This is a genomic window from Georgenia daeguensis, from assembly GCF_039537705.1.
GTDB lineage: Bacteria > Actinomycetota > Actinomycetes > Actinomycetales > Actinomycetaceae > Georgenia > Georgenia daeguensis.
The window spans coordinates 16,529-32,043 of record NZ_BAABBA010000006.1; the positions used below are offsets into that span (position 1 = coordinate 16,529).

25 protein-coding genes are annotated in these 15,515 nt (G+C 70.5%); all 25 read right to left on the reverse strand.

What is annotated here, in order from left to right:
- The 25 genes from ABD774_RS07330 to rpsJ all read right to left on the reverse strand — a co-directional run bounded on the left by ABD774_RS07330 (position 1) and on the right by rpsJ (position 15,487).
- On the reverse strand, positions 1 to 2,427 hold the full coding sequence (locus tag ABD774_RS07330) for a helix-turn-helix transcriptional regulator (RefSeq protein ID WP_345039356.1): 2,427 nt from the start codon (positions 2,425 to 2,427) through the stop codon (positions 1 to 3).
- 314 nt (positions 2,428 to 2,741) lie between these two features.
- Entirely contained in the window at positions 2,742 to 3,575 is an 834-nt protein-coding gene (gene map, locus ABD774_RS07335; protein ID WP_345039358.1) for a type I methionyl aminopeptidase, read from the reverse strand.
- A 68-nt stretch (positions 3,576 to 3,643) separates the two neighbouring features.
- Positions 3,644 to 4,222 carry an adenylate kinase gene (locus ABD774_RS07340; protein WP_345039360.1) on the reverse strand — a complete coding sequence of 193 codons (579 nt, stop codon included), beginning with the start codon at positions 4,220 to 4,222 and terminating at the stop codon, positions 3,644 to 3,646.
- Positions 4,219 to 5,514, reverse strand: a complete 1,296-nt coding sequence (gene secY / locus ABD774_RS07345; RefSeq protein ID WP_345039362.1) for a preprotein translocase subunit SecY — start codon at positions 5,512 to 5,514, stop codon at positions 4,219 to 4,221. Before secY ends, ABD774_RS07340 begins: the two co-directional genes overlap by 4 nt.
- Before the next feature lie 275 nt (positions 5,515 to 5,789).
- Positions 5,790 to 6,272 (reverse strand): 50S ribosomal protein L15, encoded by a 483-nt coding sequence (gene rplO / locus ABD774_RS07350; protein ID WP_345039364.1) that lies wholly within the window; start codon positions 6,270 to 6,272, stop codon positions 5,790 to 5,792.
- 2 nt (positions 6,273 to 6,274) lie between these two features.
- Positions 6,275 to 6,457 (reverse strand): 50S ribosomal protein L30, encoded by a 183-nt coding sequence (gene rpmD, locus ABD774_RS07355; RefSeq protein WP_345039366.1) that lies wholly within the window; start codon positions 6,455 to 6,457, stop codon positions 6,275 to 6,277.
- A complete protein-coding gene (rpsE, locus tag ABD774_RS07360; protein WP_248256579.1) occupies positions 6,457 to 7,161 on the reverse strand; it encodes a 30S ribosomal protein S5 in 705 nt (234 codons plus the stop codon). Before rpsE ends, rpmD begins: the two co-directional genes overlap by 1 nt.
- Before the next feature lie 34 nt (positions 7,162 to 7,195).
- The gene (gene rplR / locus ABD774_RS07365) at positions 7,196 to 7,567 is read right to left on the reverse strand and encodes a 50S ribosomal protein L18 (RefSeq protein ID WP_345039372.1); all 372 of its coding nucleotides are present in this window, start codon (positions 7,565 to 7,567) and stop codon (positions 7,196 to 7,198) included.
- Between the two features lie 3 nt (positions 7,568 to 7,570).
- Positions 7,571 to 8,110: a 50S ribosomal protein L6 gene (rplF, locus tag ABD774_RS07370; protein ID WP_345039375.1), complete on the reverse strand. Its 540-nt coding sequence runs from the start codon at positions 8,108 to 8,110 to the stop codon at positions 7,571 to 7,573.
- An 18-nt stretch (positions 8,111 to 8,128) separates the two neighbouring features.
- The gene (rpsH, locus tag ABD774_RS07375; protein WP_248256576.1) at positions 8,129 to 8,527 is read right to left on the reverse strand and encodes a 30S ribosomal protein S8; all 399 of its coding nucleotides are present in this window, start codon (positions 8,525 to 8,527) and stop codon (positions 8,129 to 8,131) included.
- Between the two features lie 55 nt (positions 8,528 to 8,582).
- Entirely contained in the window at positions 8,583 to 8,768 is a 186-nt protein-coding gene (locus ABD774_RS07380; protein ID WP_248256575.1) for a type Z 30S ribosomal protein S14, read from the reverse strand.
- A 1-nt stretch (position 8,769) separates the two neighbouring features.
- Positions 8,770 to 9,336, reverse strand: a complete 567-nt coding sequence (rplE, locus tag ABD774_RS07385) for a 50S ribosomal protein L5 (RefSeq protein WP_248256574.1) — start codon at positions 9,334 to 9,336, stop codon at positions 8,770 to 8,772.
- Between the two features lie 2 nt (positions 9,337 to 9,338).
- Positions 9,339 to 9,680 carry a 50S ribosomal protein L24 gene (gene rplX / locus ABD774_RS07390; RefSeq protein ID WP_345039378.1) on the reverse strand — a complete coding sequence of 114 codons (342 nt, stop codon included), beginning with the start codon at positions 9,678 to 9,680 and terminating at the stop codon, positions 9,339 to 9,341.
- A 2-nt stretch (positions 9,681 to 9,682) separates the two neighbouring features.
- Entirely contained in the window at positions 9,683 to 10,051 is a 369-nt protein-coding gene (rplN, locus tag ABD774_RS07395) for a 50S ribosomal protein L14 (protein WP_043498182.1), read from the reverse strand.
- Positions 10,052 to 10,129: 78 nt separating this feature from the next.
- Positions 10,130 to 10,423: a 30S ribosomal protein S17 gene (gene rpsQ / locus ABD774_RS07400; protein WP_345039380.1), complete on the reverse strand. Its 294-nt coding sequence runs from the start codon at positions 10,421 to 10,423 to the stop codon at positions 10,130 to 10,132.
- Between the two features lie 11 nt (positions 10,424 to 10,434).
- A complete protein-coding gene (gene rpmC / locus ABD774_RS07405) occupies positions 10,435 to 10,674 on the reverse strand; it encodes a 50S ribosomal protein L29 (RefSeq protein WP_282453266.1) in 240 nt (79 codons plus the stop codon).
- On the reverse strand, positions 10,674 to 11,093 hold the full coding sequence (gene rplP / locus ABD774_RS07410; protein WP_248256572.1) for a 50S ribosomal protein L16: 420 nt from the start codon (positions 11,091 to 11,093) through the stop codon (positions 10,674 to 10,676). Before rplP ends, rpmC begins: the two co-directional genes overlap by 1 nt.
- Before the next feature lie 3 nt (positions 11,094 to 11,096).
- Positions 11,097 to 11,930, reverse strand: a complete 834-nt coding sequence (gene rpsC, locus ABD774_RS07415; protein ID WP_345039385.1) for a 30S ribosomal protein S3 — start codon at positions 11,928 to 11,930, stop codon at positions 11,097 to 11,099.
- Positions 11,930 to 12,328: a 50S ribosomal protein L22 gene (gene rplV, locus ABD774_RS07420; RefSeq protein ID WP_248256570.1), complete on the reverse strand. Its 399-nt coding sequence runs from the start codon at positions 12,326 to 12,328 to the stop codon at positions 11,930 to 11,932. Before rplV ends, rpsC begins: the two co-directional genes overlap by 1 nt.
- A 47-nt stretch (positions 12,329 to 12,375) precedes the next feature.
- Positions 12,376 to 12,657: a 30S ribosomal protein S19 gene (gene rpsS, locus ABD774_RS07425; protein WP_139930137.1), complete on the reverse strand. Its 282-nt coding sequence runs from the start codon at positions 12,655 to 12,657 to the stop codon at positions 12,376 to 12,378.
- A 15-nt stretch (positions 12,658 to 12,672) separates the two neighbouring features.
- A complete protein-coding gene (gene rplB / locus ABD774_RS07430) occupies positions 12,673 to 13,509 on the reverse strand; it encodes a 50S ribosomal protein L2 (RefSeq protein WP_248256569.1) in 837 nt (278 codons plus the stop codon).
- Between the two features lie 28 nt (positions 13,510 to 13,537).
- Complete coding sequence (rplW, locus tag ABD774_RS07435) at positions 13,538 to 13,843, reverse strand: 50S ribosomal protein L23 (RefSeq protein WP_248256568.1); 306 nt, start codon at positions 13,841 to 13,843, stop codon at positions 13,538 to 13,540.
- Positions 13,840 to 14,493: a 50S ribosomal protein L4 gene (gene rplD, locus ABD774_RS07440; RefSeq protein ID WP_345039389.1), complete on the reverse strand. Its 654-nt coding sequence runs from the start codon at positions 14,491 to 14,493 to the stop codon at positions 13,840 to 13,842. Before rplD ends, rplW begins: the two co-directional genes overlap by 4 nt.
- A 5-nt stretch (positions 14,494 to 14,498) precedes the next feature.
- Positions 14,499 to 15,167: a 50S ribosomal protein L3 gene (gene rplC / locus ABD774_RS07445; protein WP_345039392.1), complete on the reverse strand. Its 669-nt coding sequence runs from the start codon at positions 15,165 to 15,167 to the stop codon at positions 14,499 to 14,501.
- An 11-nt stretch (positions 15,168 to 15,178) separates the two neighbouring features.
- Entirely contained in the window at positions 15,179 to 15,487 is a 309-nt protein-coding gene (rpsJ, locus tag ABD774_RS07450; protein WP_006502853.1) for a 30S ribosomal protein S10, read from the reverse strand.
- Positions 15,488 to 15,515 lie beyond the last annotated feature (28 nt).

Genomic DNA, 15,515 nt, shown 5'->3' on the forward strand with positions numbered 1-15,515 from the left:
TCAGCCCATCCCCACGTGACCCGGCGGCCCTGCGCGGTCGAGCTCGTCCGCGCGCCGGAGCGCACCCGAGCGGTTGGTCACGCCGAGCTTGTGGTAGACGCTGCGCAGGTGCGACTTGACGGTGTTGACCGACAGCCCGAGCACCTCCGCGATCGGCACGGCGCCGGTGTGCTGGTGCAGCGCCTGGAGAACCTCGAGCTCGCGCGGGGTGAGCAGCTCGGTCAGCCCGCCGCGGGGCTCCTCGGCGGTCTCGCGCTCGGTCGGCCGGTAGGCCTCGGGCCACAGGTCCAGCACGCGCGCGTCCCCGGCGGCGAGGGCGGTGAACACGCTGTGGCGCAGCACGAGCAGCGGGCGGCGCTGTCCGGAGGCGTAGGCGGTGCGGATGGCCTCGGCGAACGCGGCCCGGGCGGCGGCCCGCTCACCCAGCGCGTGGTGGGCCCCCGCGAGGACGAGCTGGCACTCCATCACCGAGCGCTGCGAGAGGGTGACCACCTCCAGCGCCTCCCGGGCGCGGGAGGCGGCCTGCCGGTACTCGCCGTTCGCGAGCGCGAGGTGGGCGTGGGTCGACAGGCTCACCGCGTTGACGGGCAGGTTGCGCGCGACGTGCCGGGCGTCGTCGAGCAGGCCGCCGGAGAGGAGCACCTCGACCTCCGTGGCGCGCAGGACCATCTCGGCCATCCGGCCCTGGGGCAGGTAGTGCCGCGCGGCGCGGACGTTGGCAGCCCACCGGGCGATGTCGCCGGCGTCGCCCGACGTGGACGCGTTCACCGCCGCGACGAACACCTCGAGCCCCCAGATCTCGTCGCGCCTCGGGCGCTCGCGCATCGCCGCCACGGCCGCCGCGGCGCCAGGATCGAGCCGGTCGAGGGCGATGAGCGCCCGGATCAGGCGCTGCCAGTAGTCCACGTACTCGGCCAGCTCCGGGGGGACGTCGCCGGTGCGGCGCAGGGACTCGTCCTCGAGCCAGGACGCGGCGATGTCGACCTCGCCGTAGATCGCGTGGGTGCCCGCCAGGCCGAGCGTGGCCAGAGCGACGGCGGCGGACTCGCCGTCGCGCTCCTGGGAGAGCGTCCGGGCCCGCCCGAAGGCGTAGAGCGCCGAGGGCTCGTCCCCCGCGAGAACCGCCGCGACGCCCCACTGCACCAGCGCGAAGACCGTGGTGTCCATGCCGCCGCGCAGGCGGGTCGGCCCGAGCTCGGCCGTCAGGCCGCGGATGTCGCCGGTCGGCCAGATGAGGTCCCGGCCCTGGCGGCTCGACTTGAGGGCACCGTCCATCTCGTCCCGTGCCACCTGGAAGCGGGGGTGCTCCGCGACGACGTCGGGCGGGATCAACTGCGCCGCCGCCATGAGCACCGCGGGCTCCTGGGTGACGAGGTGGTGCCACTCCTCCTCCATCACCTGCTCCGCGGTCGACCAGGCGCCGGCGTGGATGGCGTGCACGAGGGCGTGGACGTGGTCGCGCTCGTGCAGGCTGTGGCTCATCAGCGCGCGGTGCACCTCACGCAGCTCGTCGGGCCGCGACTCGGCGAGCATCCGGACCAGCGCCTGGCGCACGATCGGGGCGTAGGAGTACACCCTCCGCTCCCCCTCGATCTCCTCGCGGAGCAGCCCCGCGGAGCGGACGTTGCGCAGGATCGTGAGGGTGGAGTCCCCGGGGGCGACGAGATCGGCCAGCTCGGCGTCGAAGGACTCGGGGACGGCGGTGCGCAGAAGGAAGGCGCGCACCTGCTCGTGCCGGAGGTCGCGGACCATGCTCGCGATGTAGTCGTCGGCCAGGGCGAGGTTGATGCGCCCGCCCTCGCCGCGGGAGCGGACGAGGACGTCCCGGATGGCGGCCGGCCAGCCGGCGAACCCGGTGGCGAGCTGGTCGGCCTCGCGGTCGTTGAGCTGGACGCCCAGCCGCGTGGCGAGCGCCGCGACCTGGCTGCCGCGCAGCCGCAGCTCGCGCGGAGAGACGACGGCGACGTCGATCGAGAGGCTTCCGGTGGTCTCGATGGCCCGCGTGGTGCGGCTGGCGACGACGAGGTAGAGCTGGTCGTTCTGGCGCACCGCCTCGACGAGCTCGTCGTCGATGTCGGCGGCCGCCTCGAGCCGCCCCGCGTGGTGGTAGTCGTCGATGACGACCGTCAGCGGCGCGGCGCGCCGGACCAGGGACCGCACGGCGCGGGCACGGTGGTCCCCGTCCTCGCCGTCGACCACGCCGGCCTCGGAGAGTGCCGTGCACAGGGCGAGCCAGAACTCCTCGGCCTCGTTCGCCTCGCGGGCGAGCGTCAGGCGCACCACCTGGTGCGGCGGCGGGGCCGAGGCGAGCCAGGCGTTCAGCGTCGCGGTCTTGCCGTAGCCGCGGGGACCACGCACCACGGTGAGGGGGGCCTGCTCGGCGAGGATCTCGAGGACGGCGTCGTCGACGACGAGGTCGCGCGGCATGCGCGCGTGCGTTCGCGTCGCGTGTACGGCTGTCGCCACGGCCCACACCCCTCGTACGCCCGGCGGGGGCCCAGGGGTGACTCCCGTCCGGATCATCAAGGTACCGAGGACCTGGACGCGACACGGCGTTTTCGTGTCCTCAGTTCTTGCGACCTGCCACCGGAATCTGATATAGGTTCCGGCCCGTCCGCGTCCCGAGAGAACGCGATGCGGCCCGTCAGGCGCCTGAGTGCGCGCGTCGGGTTCCCGTCGCGTGGGACGGAGGTCCCGGTCAGCCCGGCACCGAGGTTCGGTCAGCCAGGCCGAGGACGCGATCAGTCCAGCGGAGCGACCGTGACGCCGCGCTGGGCCAGCTGCTCGGCGCCGCCGTCGGGCGCCGTGAGCACCCAGATGCCCCGTTCGCCGATGGCGACCGTGTGCTCGAAGTGGGCCGCCCGGGAGCCGTCCAGGGTCACGACCGTCCAGTCGTCCTCGAGCACCTCGCTCTCGGGGCTGCCTGCGGTGAGCATCGGCTCGACCGCCAGGCACATCCCCGGACGCAGGCGCGGGCCCTTCTCCCGGGTGCGGTAGTTCAGCACCTCGGGCGGCTGGTGCATGGCGGAGCCGATGCCGTGGCCGACGTACTCCTGGACGATGCCCAGGGTGACGCCGCGCTCGGCCGTCGCCCGCTCGACGACGGTCTCGACGGCGTCGCCCACCACCCCGAGCCGCTCGCCGGTGGCCAGGGCCGCGATGCCGGCCCACATGGCCTCCTCGGTGACCTCGACAAGCGCCCGGTCCGTCTCGGAGGGCGTACCGACGACAAGTGAGAAGGCCGCATCGCCGTGCCAGCCGTCGACGATCGCGCCGCAGTCGAAGGAGACGAGGTCGCCCTCGGCGATGACCCGGTCCCCGGGGATGCCGTGGACGATGACCTCGTTGACGGAGATGCACACCGTCGCGGGGTAGCCGTGGTAGCCGAGGAAGTTCGACCGCGCCCCGGCCCGGGAGAGGACGTCGGCGGAGACGGCGTCGAGGTCCGCCGTCGTCATCCCCGGGGCGACGGCCTCGCGGAGGGCGGCGTGGATGTCGGCGACGACGAGCCCGGCCCGGCGCATGGTGCGCACCTGGTCGGGGGTCTTGTACTCGATCTTCTCGCGGCCGAACACGTCCGCTCCTTCCGGGTACGACGACGGCGCGGACCGATCGGGCCGCGCCGTCGTGATGGGGTTGAGGCTCAGCCCAGCTTCGGCTCGAGCGCCGTGAGGATGCGCTCGGTCACCTCGTCGAGGGAGCCGATGCCGTCGACCTGCACCAGCAGGCCGCGCTCGGCGTAGAGGTCGGCGAGCGGGGCGGTCTGCTCCGCGTACACCTCGAGGCGCCGCCGGATCACCGACTCGGTGTCGTCGGCGCGGCCCTGCTCCGCGGCCCGCTTGAGCAGCCGGGTGACCACCTCGTCGGTGTCGGCGGTGAGCTCGACGACGGCGTCCAGGCGGGTCCCGCTGTGCGCCAGCATCCCGTCCAGCTCGGCCACCTGGTCCGCGGTGCGGGGGTAGCCGTCCAGGAGGAAGCCGTCGACGGCGTCCGCCTGGGCGAGCCGGTCGCGCACCATGGCGTTGGTGACCTCGTCGGGGACGTACTCGCCCGCGTCCATGTAGCGCTGCGCGCGCCGGCCGAGCTCGGTCTGCTCCGCGACGTTGGCGCGGAAGATGTCGCCGGTGGAGATCGCGGGGACGCCCAGCCGCTCGCAGATGCGGGCGGCCTGGGTGCCCTTGCCGGCTCCGGGAGGGCCGAGGAGGACCAGTCGTGCGCTCATCGCAGGAACCCTTCGTAGTGACGCTGCTGGAGCTGGGAGTCGATCTCCTTGACTGTCTGCAGGCCGACGCCCACGACGATGAGGACCGACGTCCCGCCGAACGCCATCATCTGCTGGTCGATGCCCATCTGGGCGAAGACGACGGTCGGGATGAGGGCCACCAGCGTCAGGTAGATGGCTCCCACCGTGGTGATGCGGGTGATCACGTACTGCAGGTACTCGGCCGTGGGGCGGCCCGCCCGGATGCCGGGGATGAAGCCGCCGTAGCGCTTCATGTTGTCCGCGACCTCTTCGGGGTTGAACGTGATCGAGGTGTAGAAGAACGTGAAGAACAGGATCAGCACGGCGAAGAGGCCGAGGTACAGCGGCGCGGACGGGGTGGCCAGGTTGACCATGATCCACTGCACCCAGCCCTGGGTCTGGTCCCCGAACTGCGCGGCCAGCGTCGGCAGCGCGAGCAGCGAGGACGCGAAGATCACCGGGATCACGTTCGCCATGTTGATCTTGATCGGGATGTAGGTGGACGAGCCGCCGTACATCCGGCGCCCCACCATCCGCTTGGCGTACTGCACCGGGACGCGTCGCTGCGACTGCTCGACGAAGACGATCAGCAGCGTCACGAGCAGGATCAGCGCGATGACGGCGAGCAGGCGGCCGACCCCGCCGTCGCTCTGGAGGATCGAGCCGAAGGAGCCCGGGAAGGACGCCGCGATCGAGGTGAAGATCAGCAGCGACATGCCGTTGCCGACGCCGCGCTCGGTGATGAGCTCGCCCAGCCACATGATCAGCCCGGTGCCCGCCGTCATCGCGACGATGGTCAGCAGCAGACTGCCGGGCGAGTCGTCCGGGATGGGCAGCACGGGGCAGCCCGGGAAGAGCTGGGAGTTTGCGACCGTGACGATCACGGAGGACTGCAGGACCGCCAGGAAGATCGTCAGGTAGCGGGTGTACTGGGTGAGCTTGGCCGTGCCGGCCTGGCCCTCCTTGTGCAGCTCCTCGAAGCGCGGGATGACCACGCGCATGAGCTGGACGATGATGCTCGCCGTGATGTAGGGCATGATCCCCAGCGCGAAGATGCTCAGCTGGAGCAGTGCCCCGCCGCTGAAGAGGTTCACCATGCCGAGAAGGTCGGCGGTGCCCGCGCTCGCGAGGCACTGCTGGACGTTCGCGTAGGAGACGCCGGGGGCCGGCACGAAGGTGCCCAGCCGGAAGATCGCCATGATCCCCAGCGTGAAGAGCAGCTTGCGCCGCAGATCAGGCGTGCGGAACGCCTGGGCGAATGCGCTGAGCAATCTTCCTCCTGCTGATCGGGCCCGTTCTGGGGCCTTGCTGACCGCATGCGCGGCACGGGCCGTCGGTCAGACTATCGCGACCGTCGCCGCTTCCCCGACCGCGGCACGGATGCCGGGCGCTCTCGGCCCGGCCGCCCCTGCGGTGGAGACGTCCCTGCGGCGGGACACCCCTGCGGTGGAGACGCTCCTGCGGTGGGACGCTCCCCCGGTCACGTCCCACCGCGGGAACGACGACGCGGGCGGCCCGGCTTGGCCGGACCGCCCGCGTCGCTGGCTCACTCGGCGGAGATGGTCCCGCCGGCAGCCTCGATCTTCGACTTCGCCGACGCGGACCACGCGTCGACCGTGACCTCGAGCTTGACGTTCAGCTCTCCGGTCCCGAGGACCTTGACGAGCTGCCCGGAGCGCACGGCGCCCTTGGCGACGAGGTCCTCGCGGGTGACGGTGCCACCCTCGGGGTAGAGCGCGCCGAGCTTCTCCAGGTTCACGACCTGGTACTCGGTGCGGTTGGGGTTCTTGAAGCCGCGGAGCTTGGGCAGCCGCATGTGCAGCGGCATCTGCCCACCCTCGAAGCGCTCCGGCACCTGGTACCGGGCCTTGGTGCCCTTGGTACCGCGGCCGGCGGTCTTCCCGCGCTTGCCACCCTCACCGCGTCCGACGCGGATCTTGGCGGACTTCGCCCCGGGGGCAGGACGCAGGTGGTGCACCTTGAGGGTGTGGACCTGCGCCTCGGCGCCGGTGTTCTTGGAATCGGCCATGGTCAGTCGACCTCCTCGACGGTGACGAGGTGCGCCACCGTCGTGATCATGCCGCGGACCTCGGGCTTGTCCTCGCGAACGACCGACTGGCCGATGCGCCTGAGGCCCAGCGAGCGCAGCGTGTCACGCTGGTTCTGCTTGCCGCCGATGACGGACTTGGTCTGGGTCACCTTGAGCTGAGCCATCACGCACCTGCCCCGACGGTCTGCTCGGTGGCAGCCTTGTCCTCGCGCTCCTTGGCCTCGCCCTTGGCGCGCGCCCGCAGCAGCGCGGCCGGGGCCACGTGCTCCAGGGGCAGGCCACGGCGGGCGGCGACGGCCTCGGGCTGCTCGAGCCCCTTCAGCGCCGCCACGGTGGCGTGGACGATGTTGATCGCGTTGGACGACCCGAGGGACTTGCTCAGGATGTCGTGGATGCCGGCGCAGTCCAGGACGGCGCGGACCGGGCCACCGGCGATGACCCCGGTACCCGGGGAGGCCGGGCGCAGGAAGACGACGCCTGCGGCGGCCTCACCCTGCACGGCGTGCGGGATGGTGCGGGCCACGCGGGGGACGCGGAAGAAGTTCTTCTTCGCCTCCTCGACGCCCTTGGCGATCGCCGCGGGCACCTCCTTGGCCTTGCCGTAGCCGACGCCGACCGTGCCGTCACCGTCGCCGACGACCACGAGGGCGGTGAAGCTGAAGCGACGACCACCCTTCACGACCTTGGCCACGCGGTTGATCGTGACGACGCGCTCGATGTACTGGTTCTTGTCCTCGGCCCCGCGACGGTTGCTGTCGCGACGGCCACCGTCGCGGCGGTTGCCGCCCTCGCGGCGGGCCCCGCCCTCGCGGTTCTCGCCCGAGCCGGTAGCCGGACCGGTGGTCCTGCCTCGCTGCGGTGCAGCCATCAGATGTTCCTCTGCTCTCGTACGCTCTGCTTGGTCACAGGGTCAGACCACCCTCGCGGGCGCCGTCGGCGACCGCCGCGACCCGCCCGTGGTACTTGTTGCCGCCGCGGTCGAACACCGCGGCGTCGACCCCGGCGCTCTTCGCACGCTCGGCGACGAGCTCGCCGACCCTGCGCGCCTTGGCGACCTTGTCACCCTCGGCGACCCGGAGGTCCGCCTCGAGCGTCGAGGCCGAGGCCAGGGTGCGGCCGGTGGTGTCGTCCACCAGCTGGGCGACCATGTGGCGGCTGGAACGGGTGACGACGAGACGCGGACGCTCGGCGGTGCCGGTGACGCGCTTGCGCACCCGCAGGTGACGGCGCGTGCGGGCGACCTGCTTGCCCTTGCCCTTGACGGAGATAGCCATGGGTTACTTACCAGCCTTTCCGACCTTGCGGCGGACCTGCTCGCCGGCGTAGCGCACGCCCTTGCCCTTGTAGGGCTCGGGCTTACGGATCTTGCGGATGTTCGCCGCGGTCTCGCCGACGAGCTGCTTGTCGATGCCGGAGACGGTGAACTTCGTGGGGCCCTCGACCGAGAAGGTGATGCCCTCCGGGGCCTTCACCGAGACGGGGTGGGAGAACCCGAGCGCGAACTCGAGGTCCGAGCCCTTGGCCTGCACGCGGTAACCGGTGCCGACGATCTCCAGCTGCTTGGTGTAGCCCTGGGTGACGCCGACGACCAGGTTGGCCAGCAGCGTGCGGGTGAGACCGTGCAGCGAGCGGGACTCGCGCTCGTCGTTCGGACGGGTCACCACGAGGGCGCCGTCCTCGTCGCGGGCGACGGTGATGGGTTCGGCCACGGTGTGGGACAGGGTGCCCTTGGGGCCCTTGACGGTGACGTTGGCACCGTCGATGGTGACGTCGACGCCAGCGGGGACCGGGACGGGGAGCCTACCGATTCGAGACATGCTCTGCTTCCTTCCTGGTCACCAGACGTAGGCGAGGACTTCCCCGCCCACACCCTTGGTCTGTGCCTCGCGGTCGGTCAGCAGGCCGGAGGAGGTGGACAGAATGGCCACCCCCAGGCCGCCGAGGACCCTGGGCAGGTTCGTGGACTTGGCGTAGACGCGCAGGCCCGGCTTGGACACGCGGCGCACACCGGCGAGCGAGCGCTCGCGGTTCGGGCCGAACTTCAGGTCCAGGGTCAGCGTCTTGCCCACCTCGGCGTCCTCGACGGTCCAGCCGGCGATGTAACCCTCGGCCTTCAGGATCTCCGCGATGTTCGCCTTGAGCTTCGAGTACGGCATCGCAACCGTCTCGTGGTACGCCGAGTTGGCGTTGCGCAGACGCGTGAGCATGTCTGCGATGGGGTCGGTCATAGTCATCGGGCCTCAGCCCTTCCTCGTCGTGGTTTCCTCGCGGGACCTGCGACGTAGTCGTTTACCAGCTGGACTTGGTCACACCGGGGAGCTGGCCGGCGAGGGCCATCTCCCGCAGGCAGATCCGGCACAGCCCGAACTTGCGGTACACCGAGTGCGGGCGCCCGCAGCGCTGGCAGCGGGTGTAGCCACGCACGGGGAACTTCGGCTTGCGGTTGGCCTTCTGAACCAGGGCGGTCTTCGCCATCTCAGTTCTCCTTGAACGGGAATCCGAGGCGACGCAGCAGCGAACGCCCTTCTTCGTCGGTGGTGGCCGAGGTGACGACCGTGATGTCCATGCCGCGCACCCGGTCGATCTTGTCCTGGTCGATCTCGTGGAACATCGACTGCTCGGTCAGACCGAAGGTGTAGTTCCCGTGGCCGTCGAACTGCTTGGGCGACAGGCCGCGGAAGTCACGGATGCGGGGCAGCGCCACGGAGAGCAGACGGTCCAGGAACTCCCACATGCGGTCGCCGCGCAGCGTCACGTGCGCGCCGATCGGCTGGCCCTCGCGCAGCTTGAACTGCGCGATGGACTTGCGGGCCTTGGTGACCTGCGGCTTCTGGCCGGTGATGAGGCTGAGGTCGCGGATGGCGCCCTCGATCAGCTTCGAGTCACGAGCGGCGTCGCCGACGCCCATGTTGACCACGATCTTGGTCAGGCCGGCGACCTCGTTGACGTTGGCGTGCTGGAACTCCTCACGCAGCCCGGCGACGATCTCGTCGCGGTAGCGCTGCTTGAGGCGCGGCGTCACGGTGGTGGTGGTCTCGCTCATGCTCAGATGTCCTTACCGGAGCGCTTGGCCACGCGGACCCGCACGGTGCGGGTCCGGCCGTCGCGCTCGACCTGCTCGGTGCGGTGACCCACCCGGGTGCCCTTCTTGGTCTCCGGGTCGACCACCATCACGTTGCTGACGTGGATGGGGGCCTCGACCGTCTCGATGCCGCCCGTGCGGGCGCCACGGCTGGACTGGCCGACCTTGGTGTGCTTCGTGGCGCGCTGGACACCCTCGACGACGACGCGGTCGGAGTCCTTGAGCACCTCGAGCACGCGGCCCTGCTTGCCCTTGTCACGGCCGGCGATGACGACGACGAGGTCGCCCTTCTTGATCTTCGCCATGGTCAGAGCACCTCCGGCGCCAGAGAAATGATGCGCATGAACTTCTTGTCGCGCAGCTCGCGGCCCACCGGGCCGAAGATGCGGGTCCCGCGCGGGTCGCCGTCGGCCTTGAGGATGACGGCTGCGTTCTCGTCGAACTTGATGTACGAGCCGTCCGGGCGGCGGCGCTCCTTGGTCGTGCGGACCACGACCGCCTTGACGACGTCGCCCTTCTTGACGTTGCCGCCGGGGATGGCGTCCTTGACGGTGGCGACGATCGTGTCGCCGATGCCGGCATAGCGCCGGCCCGAGCCGCCGAGCACGCGGATGCAGAGGATCTCCTTCGCACCGGTGTTGTCGGCGACCTTCAGCCGCGACTCCTGCTGGATCATTCGATTAACTCCTGTCGTCGTGCCGGTTCTCGGCGGGGCCGAGCCTGGCCGAACGGATGGTGGGCTAGAGGGCCGGGACTACTTGGCCTTCTCGAGGATCTCGACCACGCGGTGGCGCTTGGTGGCCGACAGCGGGCGGGTCTCCATGATGAGGACCAGGTCCCCGACGCCGACCTCGTTGGTCTCGTCGTGGGCCTTGACCCGCTCGGTGCGGCGGATGACCTTGCCGTAGAGCGCGTGCTTGACGCGGTCCTCGACCTCGACCACCACGGTCTTGTCCATCTTGTCGCTGACCACGTAGCCGCGGCGCGTCTTGCGGAAGTTGCGGTCCGCGGCGGCCTCGGGGGCCGTGGACGTCGTGTTCTCGCTCACTGGGACCTCGTTCACTTCTCGGTGCTCGGCGCCGTGCGGATGCCGAGCTCGCGCTCGCGCACGATCGTGTAGATGCGGGCGATGTCACGACGCACGGCCTTGAGCCGGCCGTGGTCCTCAAGCTGCCCGGTCGCCGCGGAGAACCGCAGGTTGAACAGCTCGGCCTTGGCCTTCTCCAGCTCCTGCGCGAGACGGTCGTTGTCCATCCCGTCCAGGTCGGCCGGAGCCAGGCCCTTGCTTCCGATGGCCATCAGCCTTCACCACCCTCACGACTCACGAAGCGAGTCTTCATCGGCAGCTTGTGCTGCGCGCGGCTCATGGCCTCGCGAGCGAGCTGCTCATCGACGCCGGCCAGCTCGAACATGATGCGGCCGGGCTTGACGTTGGCGATCCACCACTCGGGCGAACCCTTGCCGGAACCCATGCGGGTCTCGGCCGGCTTCTTGGTGAGCGGGCGGTCGGGGAAGATGTTGATCCACACCTTGCCGCCACGCTTGATGTGGCGGGTCATGGCGATACGGGCGGCCTCGATCTGCCGGTTGGTGACGTACGCACCCTCCAGAGCCTGGATGCCGTAGTCGCCGAAGGAGATCGACGTGCCACCCTTGGCCACGCCGCGGCGCGTCGGGTGGTGCTGCTTGCGGTGCTTGGTCCGCCGGGGGATGAGCACGGCTCAGGCCTCCGTTCCGGTCGGTGCCGAAGCCTCGGCGGCCGGGGCGTCGCCCTGGCCCGCCGCGGCGGGAGCGGCCTGCGTGCGGGACTCGCCGCCGCGGCCGGCGCCGTCACGGCGCGGGGCGCCACGGCGCTCCCCACCACGACCACGCGGCGCGCGGGAGGCGGAGTCGGCCTGCTCGCGGGCGTACTCCTTCTCGGTCACGTCACCCTTGTAGATCCAGACCTTCACGCCGATGCGGCCGAAGGTGGTGCGGGCCTCGAAGAACCCGAAGTCGATGTTCGCGCGGAGGGTGTGCAGCGGCACGCGGCCCTCGCGGTAGAACTCCGAACGCGACATCTCGGCGCCACCGAGGCGGCCGGAGCACTGCACCCGGATGCCCTTGGCGCCGGCGCGCTGGGCCGACTGCATGCCCTTGCGCATCGCGCGGCGGAAGGAGACACGGCTCGCGAGCTGCTCGGCGATGCCCTGCGCGACCAGCTGGGCGTCGACCTCGGGGTTCTTGACCTCGAGGATGTTCAGCTGGACCTGCTTGCCCGTGAGCTTCTCGAGCTCCCCGCGCAGGCGGTCGGCCTCCGCACCACGACGCCCGATGACGATGCCCGGGCGGGCGGTGTGCAGGTCGACGCGCACGCGGTCACGGGTGCGCTCGATGTCGACCTTGGAGATGCCGGCGCGCTCGAGCCCGGCGGACATGAGGCGACGGATCGCCACGTCCTCGCGCACGTAGTCGCGGTAGCGCTGGCCGGCCTTGGTGCTGTCGGCGAACCAGCGCGAACGGTGATCGGTGGTGATGCCGAGCCGGAACCCGGTCGGGTTGACCTTCTGACCCACTATCGGGTCCTCCCCTTCGTGCCGGCGGCCTGCTTGGCCGCGCCGTTGGTCTCAGCCTCACCGACGATGACGGTGATGTGGCTGGTGCGCTTGAGGATGCGGCTGGCCCGGCCCTGGGCGCGCGGCCGGAACCGCTTCAGGGTGGGACCCTCGTCGACGAACGCCTCGATGACGACGAGCTTGGACTCGTCGAACGCCTCGCTGGCCTGGTCGGCCTTCACGCGGGCGTTGGCGATCGCGCTCTCGACAACCTTGCGCACGGGCTCGGCCGCCGCCTGCGGGGCGAACCGCAGCACGGACACTGCCTCCTCAGCGCGCTTGCCGCGGACGACGTCCACGACACGGCGCGCCTTCTGAGGCGTGACGCGCACAAATCGCGCCTGCGCCTTGGCTTCCATGTTCCTGCCTTACTTGTCGGTTCGGTGTGCTCGGGAAGGTCGTCGCCTCAGCGGCGGCGAGCCTTGCGGTCGTCCTTGTCGTGCCCGCGGTAGGTGCGGGTCGGGGCGAACTCCCCGAGCTTGTGGCCGACCATCGACTCGGTGACGAAGACCGGGACGTGCTTCCGGCCGTCGTGCACCGCAAAGGTGTGGCCCAGGAAGTCGGGCGTGATGACCGACCGGCGGGACCAGGTCTTGATGACGTTCTTCGTCCCCTTCTCGTTCTGGACGTCCACCTTCTTCTGCAGGTGGTCGTCGACGAAGGGGCCCTTCTTCAGACTGCGAGGCATGTCGTCGTCTCCCTATCAGCGCTTCTTGCCGGTACGGCGACGGCGCACGATGAGCTGGTCGCTCGGCTTGTTCGGACGGCGGGTCCGGCCCTCGGGCTGGCCCCACGGGCTGACCGGGTGACGACCACCGGAGGTCTTGCCCTCACCACCACCGTGCGGGTGGTCGACCGGGTTCATGACGACGCCGCGGACGGTCGGGCGCTTGCCCTTCCAGCGCATGCGGCCGGCCTTGCCCCAGTTGATGTTCGACTGCTCGGCGTTGCCGACCTCGCCGACGGAGGCGCGGCAGCGCGCGTCGACGTTGCGGATCTCGCCGGACGGCATGCGCAGCTGCGCGAACTTGCCCTCCTTGGCGACCAGCTGGACCGACGTGCCGGCGGAGCGGGCGATCTTCGCGCCGCCGCCGGGCCGGAGCTCGATGGCGTGGACGACGGTACCGACCGGGATGTTGCGCAGCGGCAGGTTGTTGCCGGGCTTGATGTCCGCGCCCGCGCCGTTCTCGATGCGGTCGCCCTGCTTGAGCTTGTTCGGCGCGAGGATGTAGCGCTTCTCGCCGTCGGCGTAGTGCAGGAGCGCGATGCGCGCGGTGCGGTTCGGGTCGTACTCGATGTGCGCGACCTTCGCCGGGACGCCGTCCTTGTCGTGACGACGGAAGTCGATCACGCGGTAGGCGCGCTTGTGGCCACCGCCCTTGTGGCGGGTGGTGATCCGACCGGTGGAGTTGCGGCCACCTGTCTTCGACAGCGGGCGGACCAGCGACTTCTCCGGCTCGGACCGGGTGATCTCGACGAAGTCGGCCACGCTCGAACCGCGGCGGCCCGGCGTCGTCGGCTTGTACTTACGGATTCCCATTTTCGATCCTTCCTTCGGCGCGCCGGCGTCAGCCGGCGACCTCGCCAAAGATGTCGATGGTTCCCTCGCGCAGCGTGACGATCGCGCGCTTGGTGTCCTTGCGCTTGCCGAGGCCGAACTTGGTCCGGCGGGACTTGCCCGCACGGTTCGCCGTGTTCACCGAGGCGACCTTCACGTCGAAGATCTTCTCGATGGCGTTCTTGATCTCGGTCTTGTTCGAGCGCGGGTCCACCTCGAAGGTGTACTTGCCCTCGTCGATCAGGCCGTAGCTCTTCTCGGAGACGATCGGCTTGATGATGATGTCGCGGGGGTTCTTGCTCGCCTCGAGGCTCACTTCGTCTCCTCCTCGCCCTTCGGGCCGCGCAGGAAGGCCTGCAGCGCACCGGAGGTGAACACGACGTCGTCGTTGACCAGGACGTCGTAGGTGTTGAGCTGGTCGGCCCAGAGCAGGTGGACGCTCGGGACGTTGCGCAGGCTCAGGACGCTGAGCTCGTCGCCGCGCTCCACGACGACCAGCGCCGTCCGGTCGGCCACGACGTTCTTCAGCGCGGTCAGCGCGGCGGCCGTCTTCGGGGTCTCGCCGGAGACCAGCGAGGAGACGACGTGCACGCGGCCGGCGCGGGCCCGGTCGGACAGGGCGCCGCGGAGGGCGGCGGCCTTCATCTTCTTGGGGGTGCGCTGGCTGTAGTCGCGCGGCTGCGGGCCGTGGACGGTGCCACCGCCGGCGAACTGCGGCGCGCGGGTCGAGCCCTGGCGCGCGCGGCCGGTGCCCTTCTGCTTGTAGGGCTTGCGGCCACCGCCGCGGACGTCGCCGCGGGTCTTGGTGGCGTGGGTGCCCTGGCGGGCGGCCGCCAGCTGGGCGACGACGACCTGGTGGATCAGCGGCACGTTCGTCTGGACGTCGAAGACCTCCGCGGGCAGGTCGGCCGAGCCGGCCTTCTCGCCCGTGGCGTCCAGGACGTCGACGGTCTGCGTGGTTGCCATGCGGCTCACGCCCCCTTCGCGGCGGTACGGATCACGACGACGCCACCCTTGTTGCCGGGGATGGCGCCGGCGACGAGCACGAGGCCCCGCTCAGCGTCGATGGCGTGGATCGTGAGGTTCTGGGTGGTCTGGCGCTCGTTGCCCATCCGGCCGGCCATGCGCAGGCCCTTGAACACGCGCGACGGCGTCGAGGCGCCACCGATCGAGCCGGGCTTGCGGTGGTTGCGGTGCGAGCCGTGCGAGGCAGAGACGCCGGCGAAGCCGTGGCGCTTCATGACACCGGCCGTGCCCTTGCCCTTGGTGGTGCCGACGACGTCGACGCGCTGGCCGGCCTCGAAGGTGTCCACCGAGAGCTCCTGGCCGAGGCTGTACTCGGCGGCGTCGGAGGTGCGGATCTCGGCCACGTGGCGGCGCGGGGTGACCCCGGCCTTCTCGAAGTGGCCCTTGAGCGGCTGGGTGACCTTGCGCGGGTCGATCTGGCCGAAGGCGAGCTGGACGGCGTTGTAGCCGTCGGTCTCCGCGGAACGCACCTGCGTCACCACGTTCGTGCCCACCTGGACGACCGTGACGGGAACAAGGCGCCCGGCCTCGTCCCAGACCTGGGTCATGCCGAGCTTCGTGCCGAGCAGCGCCTTGACGGCGCGGCCGGCAGCCTGCTGGGAAGTCGTAGTCATTGCAGGAGTCCTCAGAGCTTGATCTCGATGTTGACGTCCGCCGGCAGGTCGAGACGCATGAGCGAGTCGACAGCCTTCGGCGTCGGGTCGACGATGTCGATGAGGCGCTTGTGGGTGCGCATCTCGAAGTGCTCGCGGCTGTCCTTGTACTTGTGGGGCGAACGGATGACGACGAAGACGTTCTTCTCCGTCGGCAGCGGCACCGGGCCCACGACCGTCGCACCAGCGCGAGTCACCGTGTCGACGATCTTGCGCGCCGAGCTGTCGATGACCTCGTGGTCGTAGGACTTGAGCCGGATGCGGATCTTCTGTCCCGCCATGGCGTCGTCTAACCTCTCTCGTACCGCT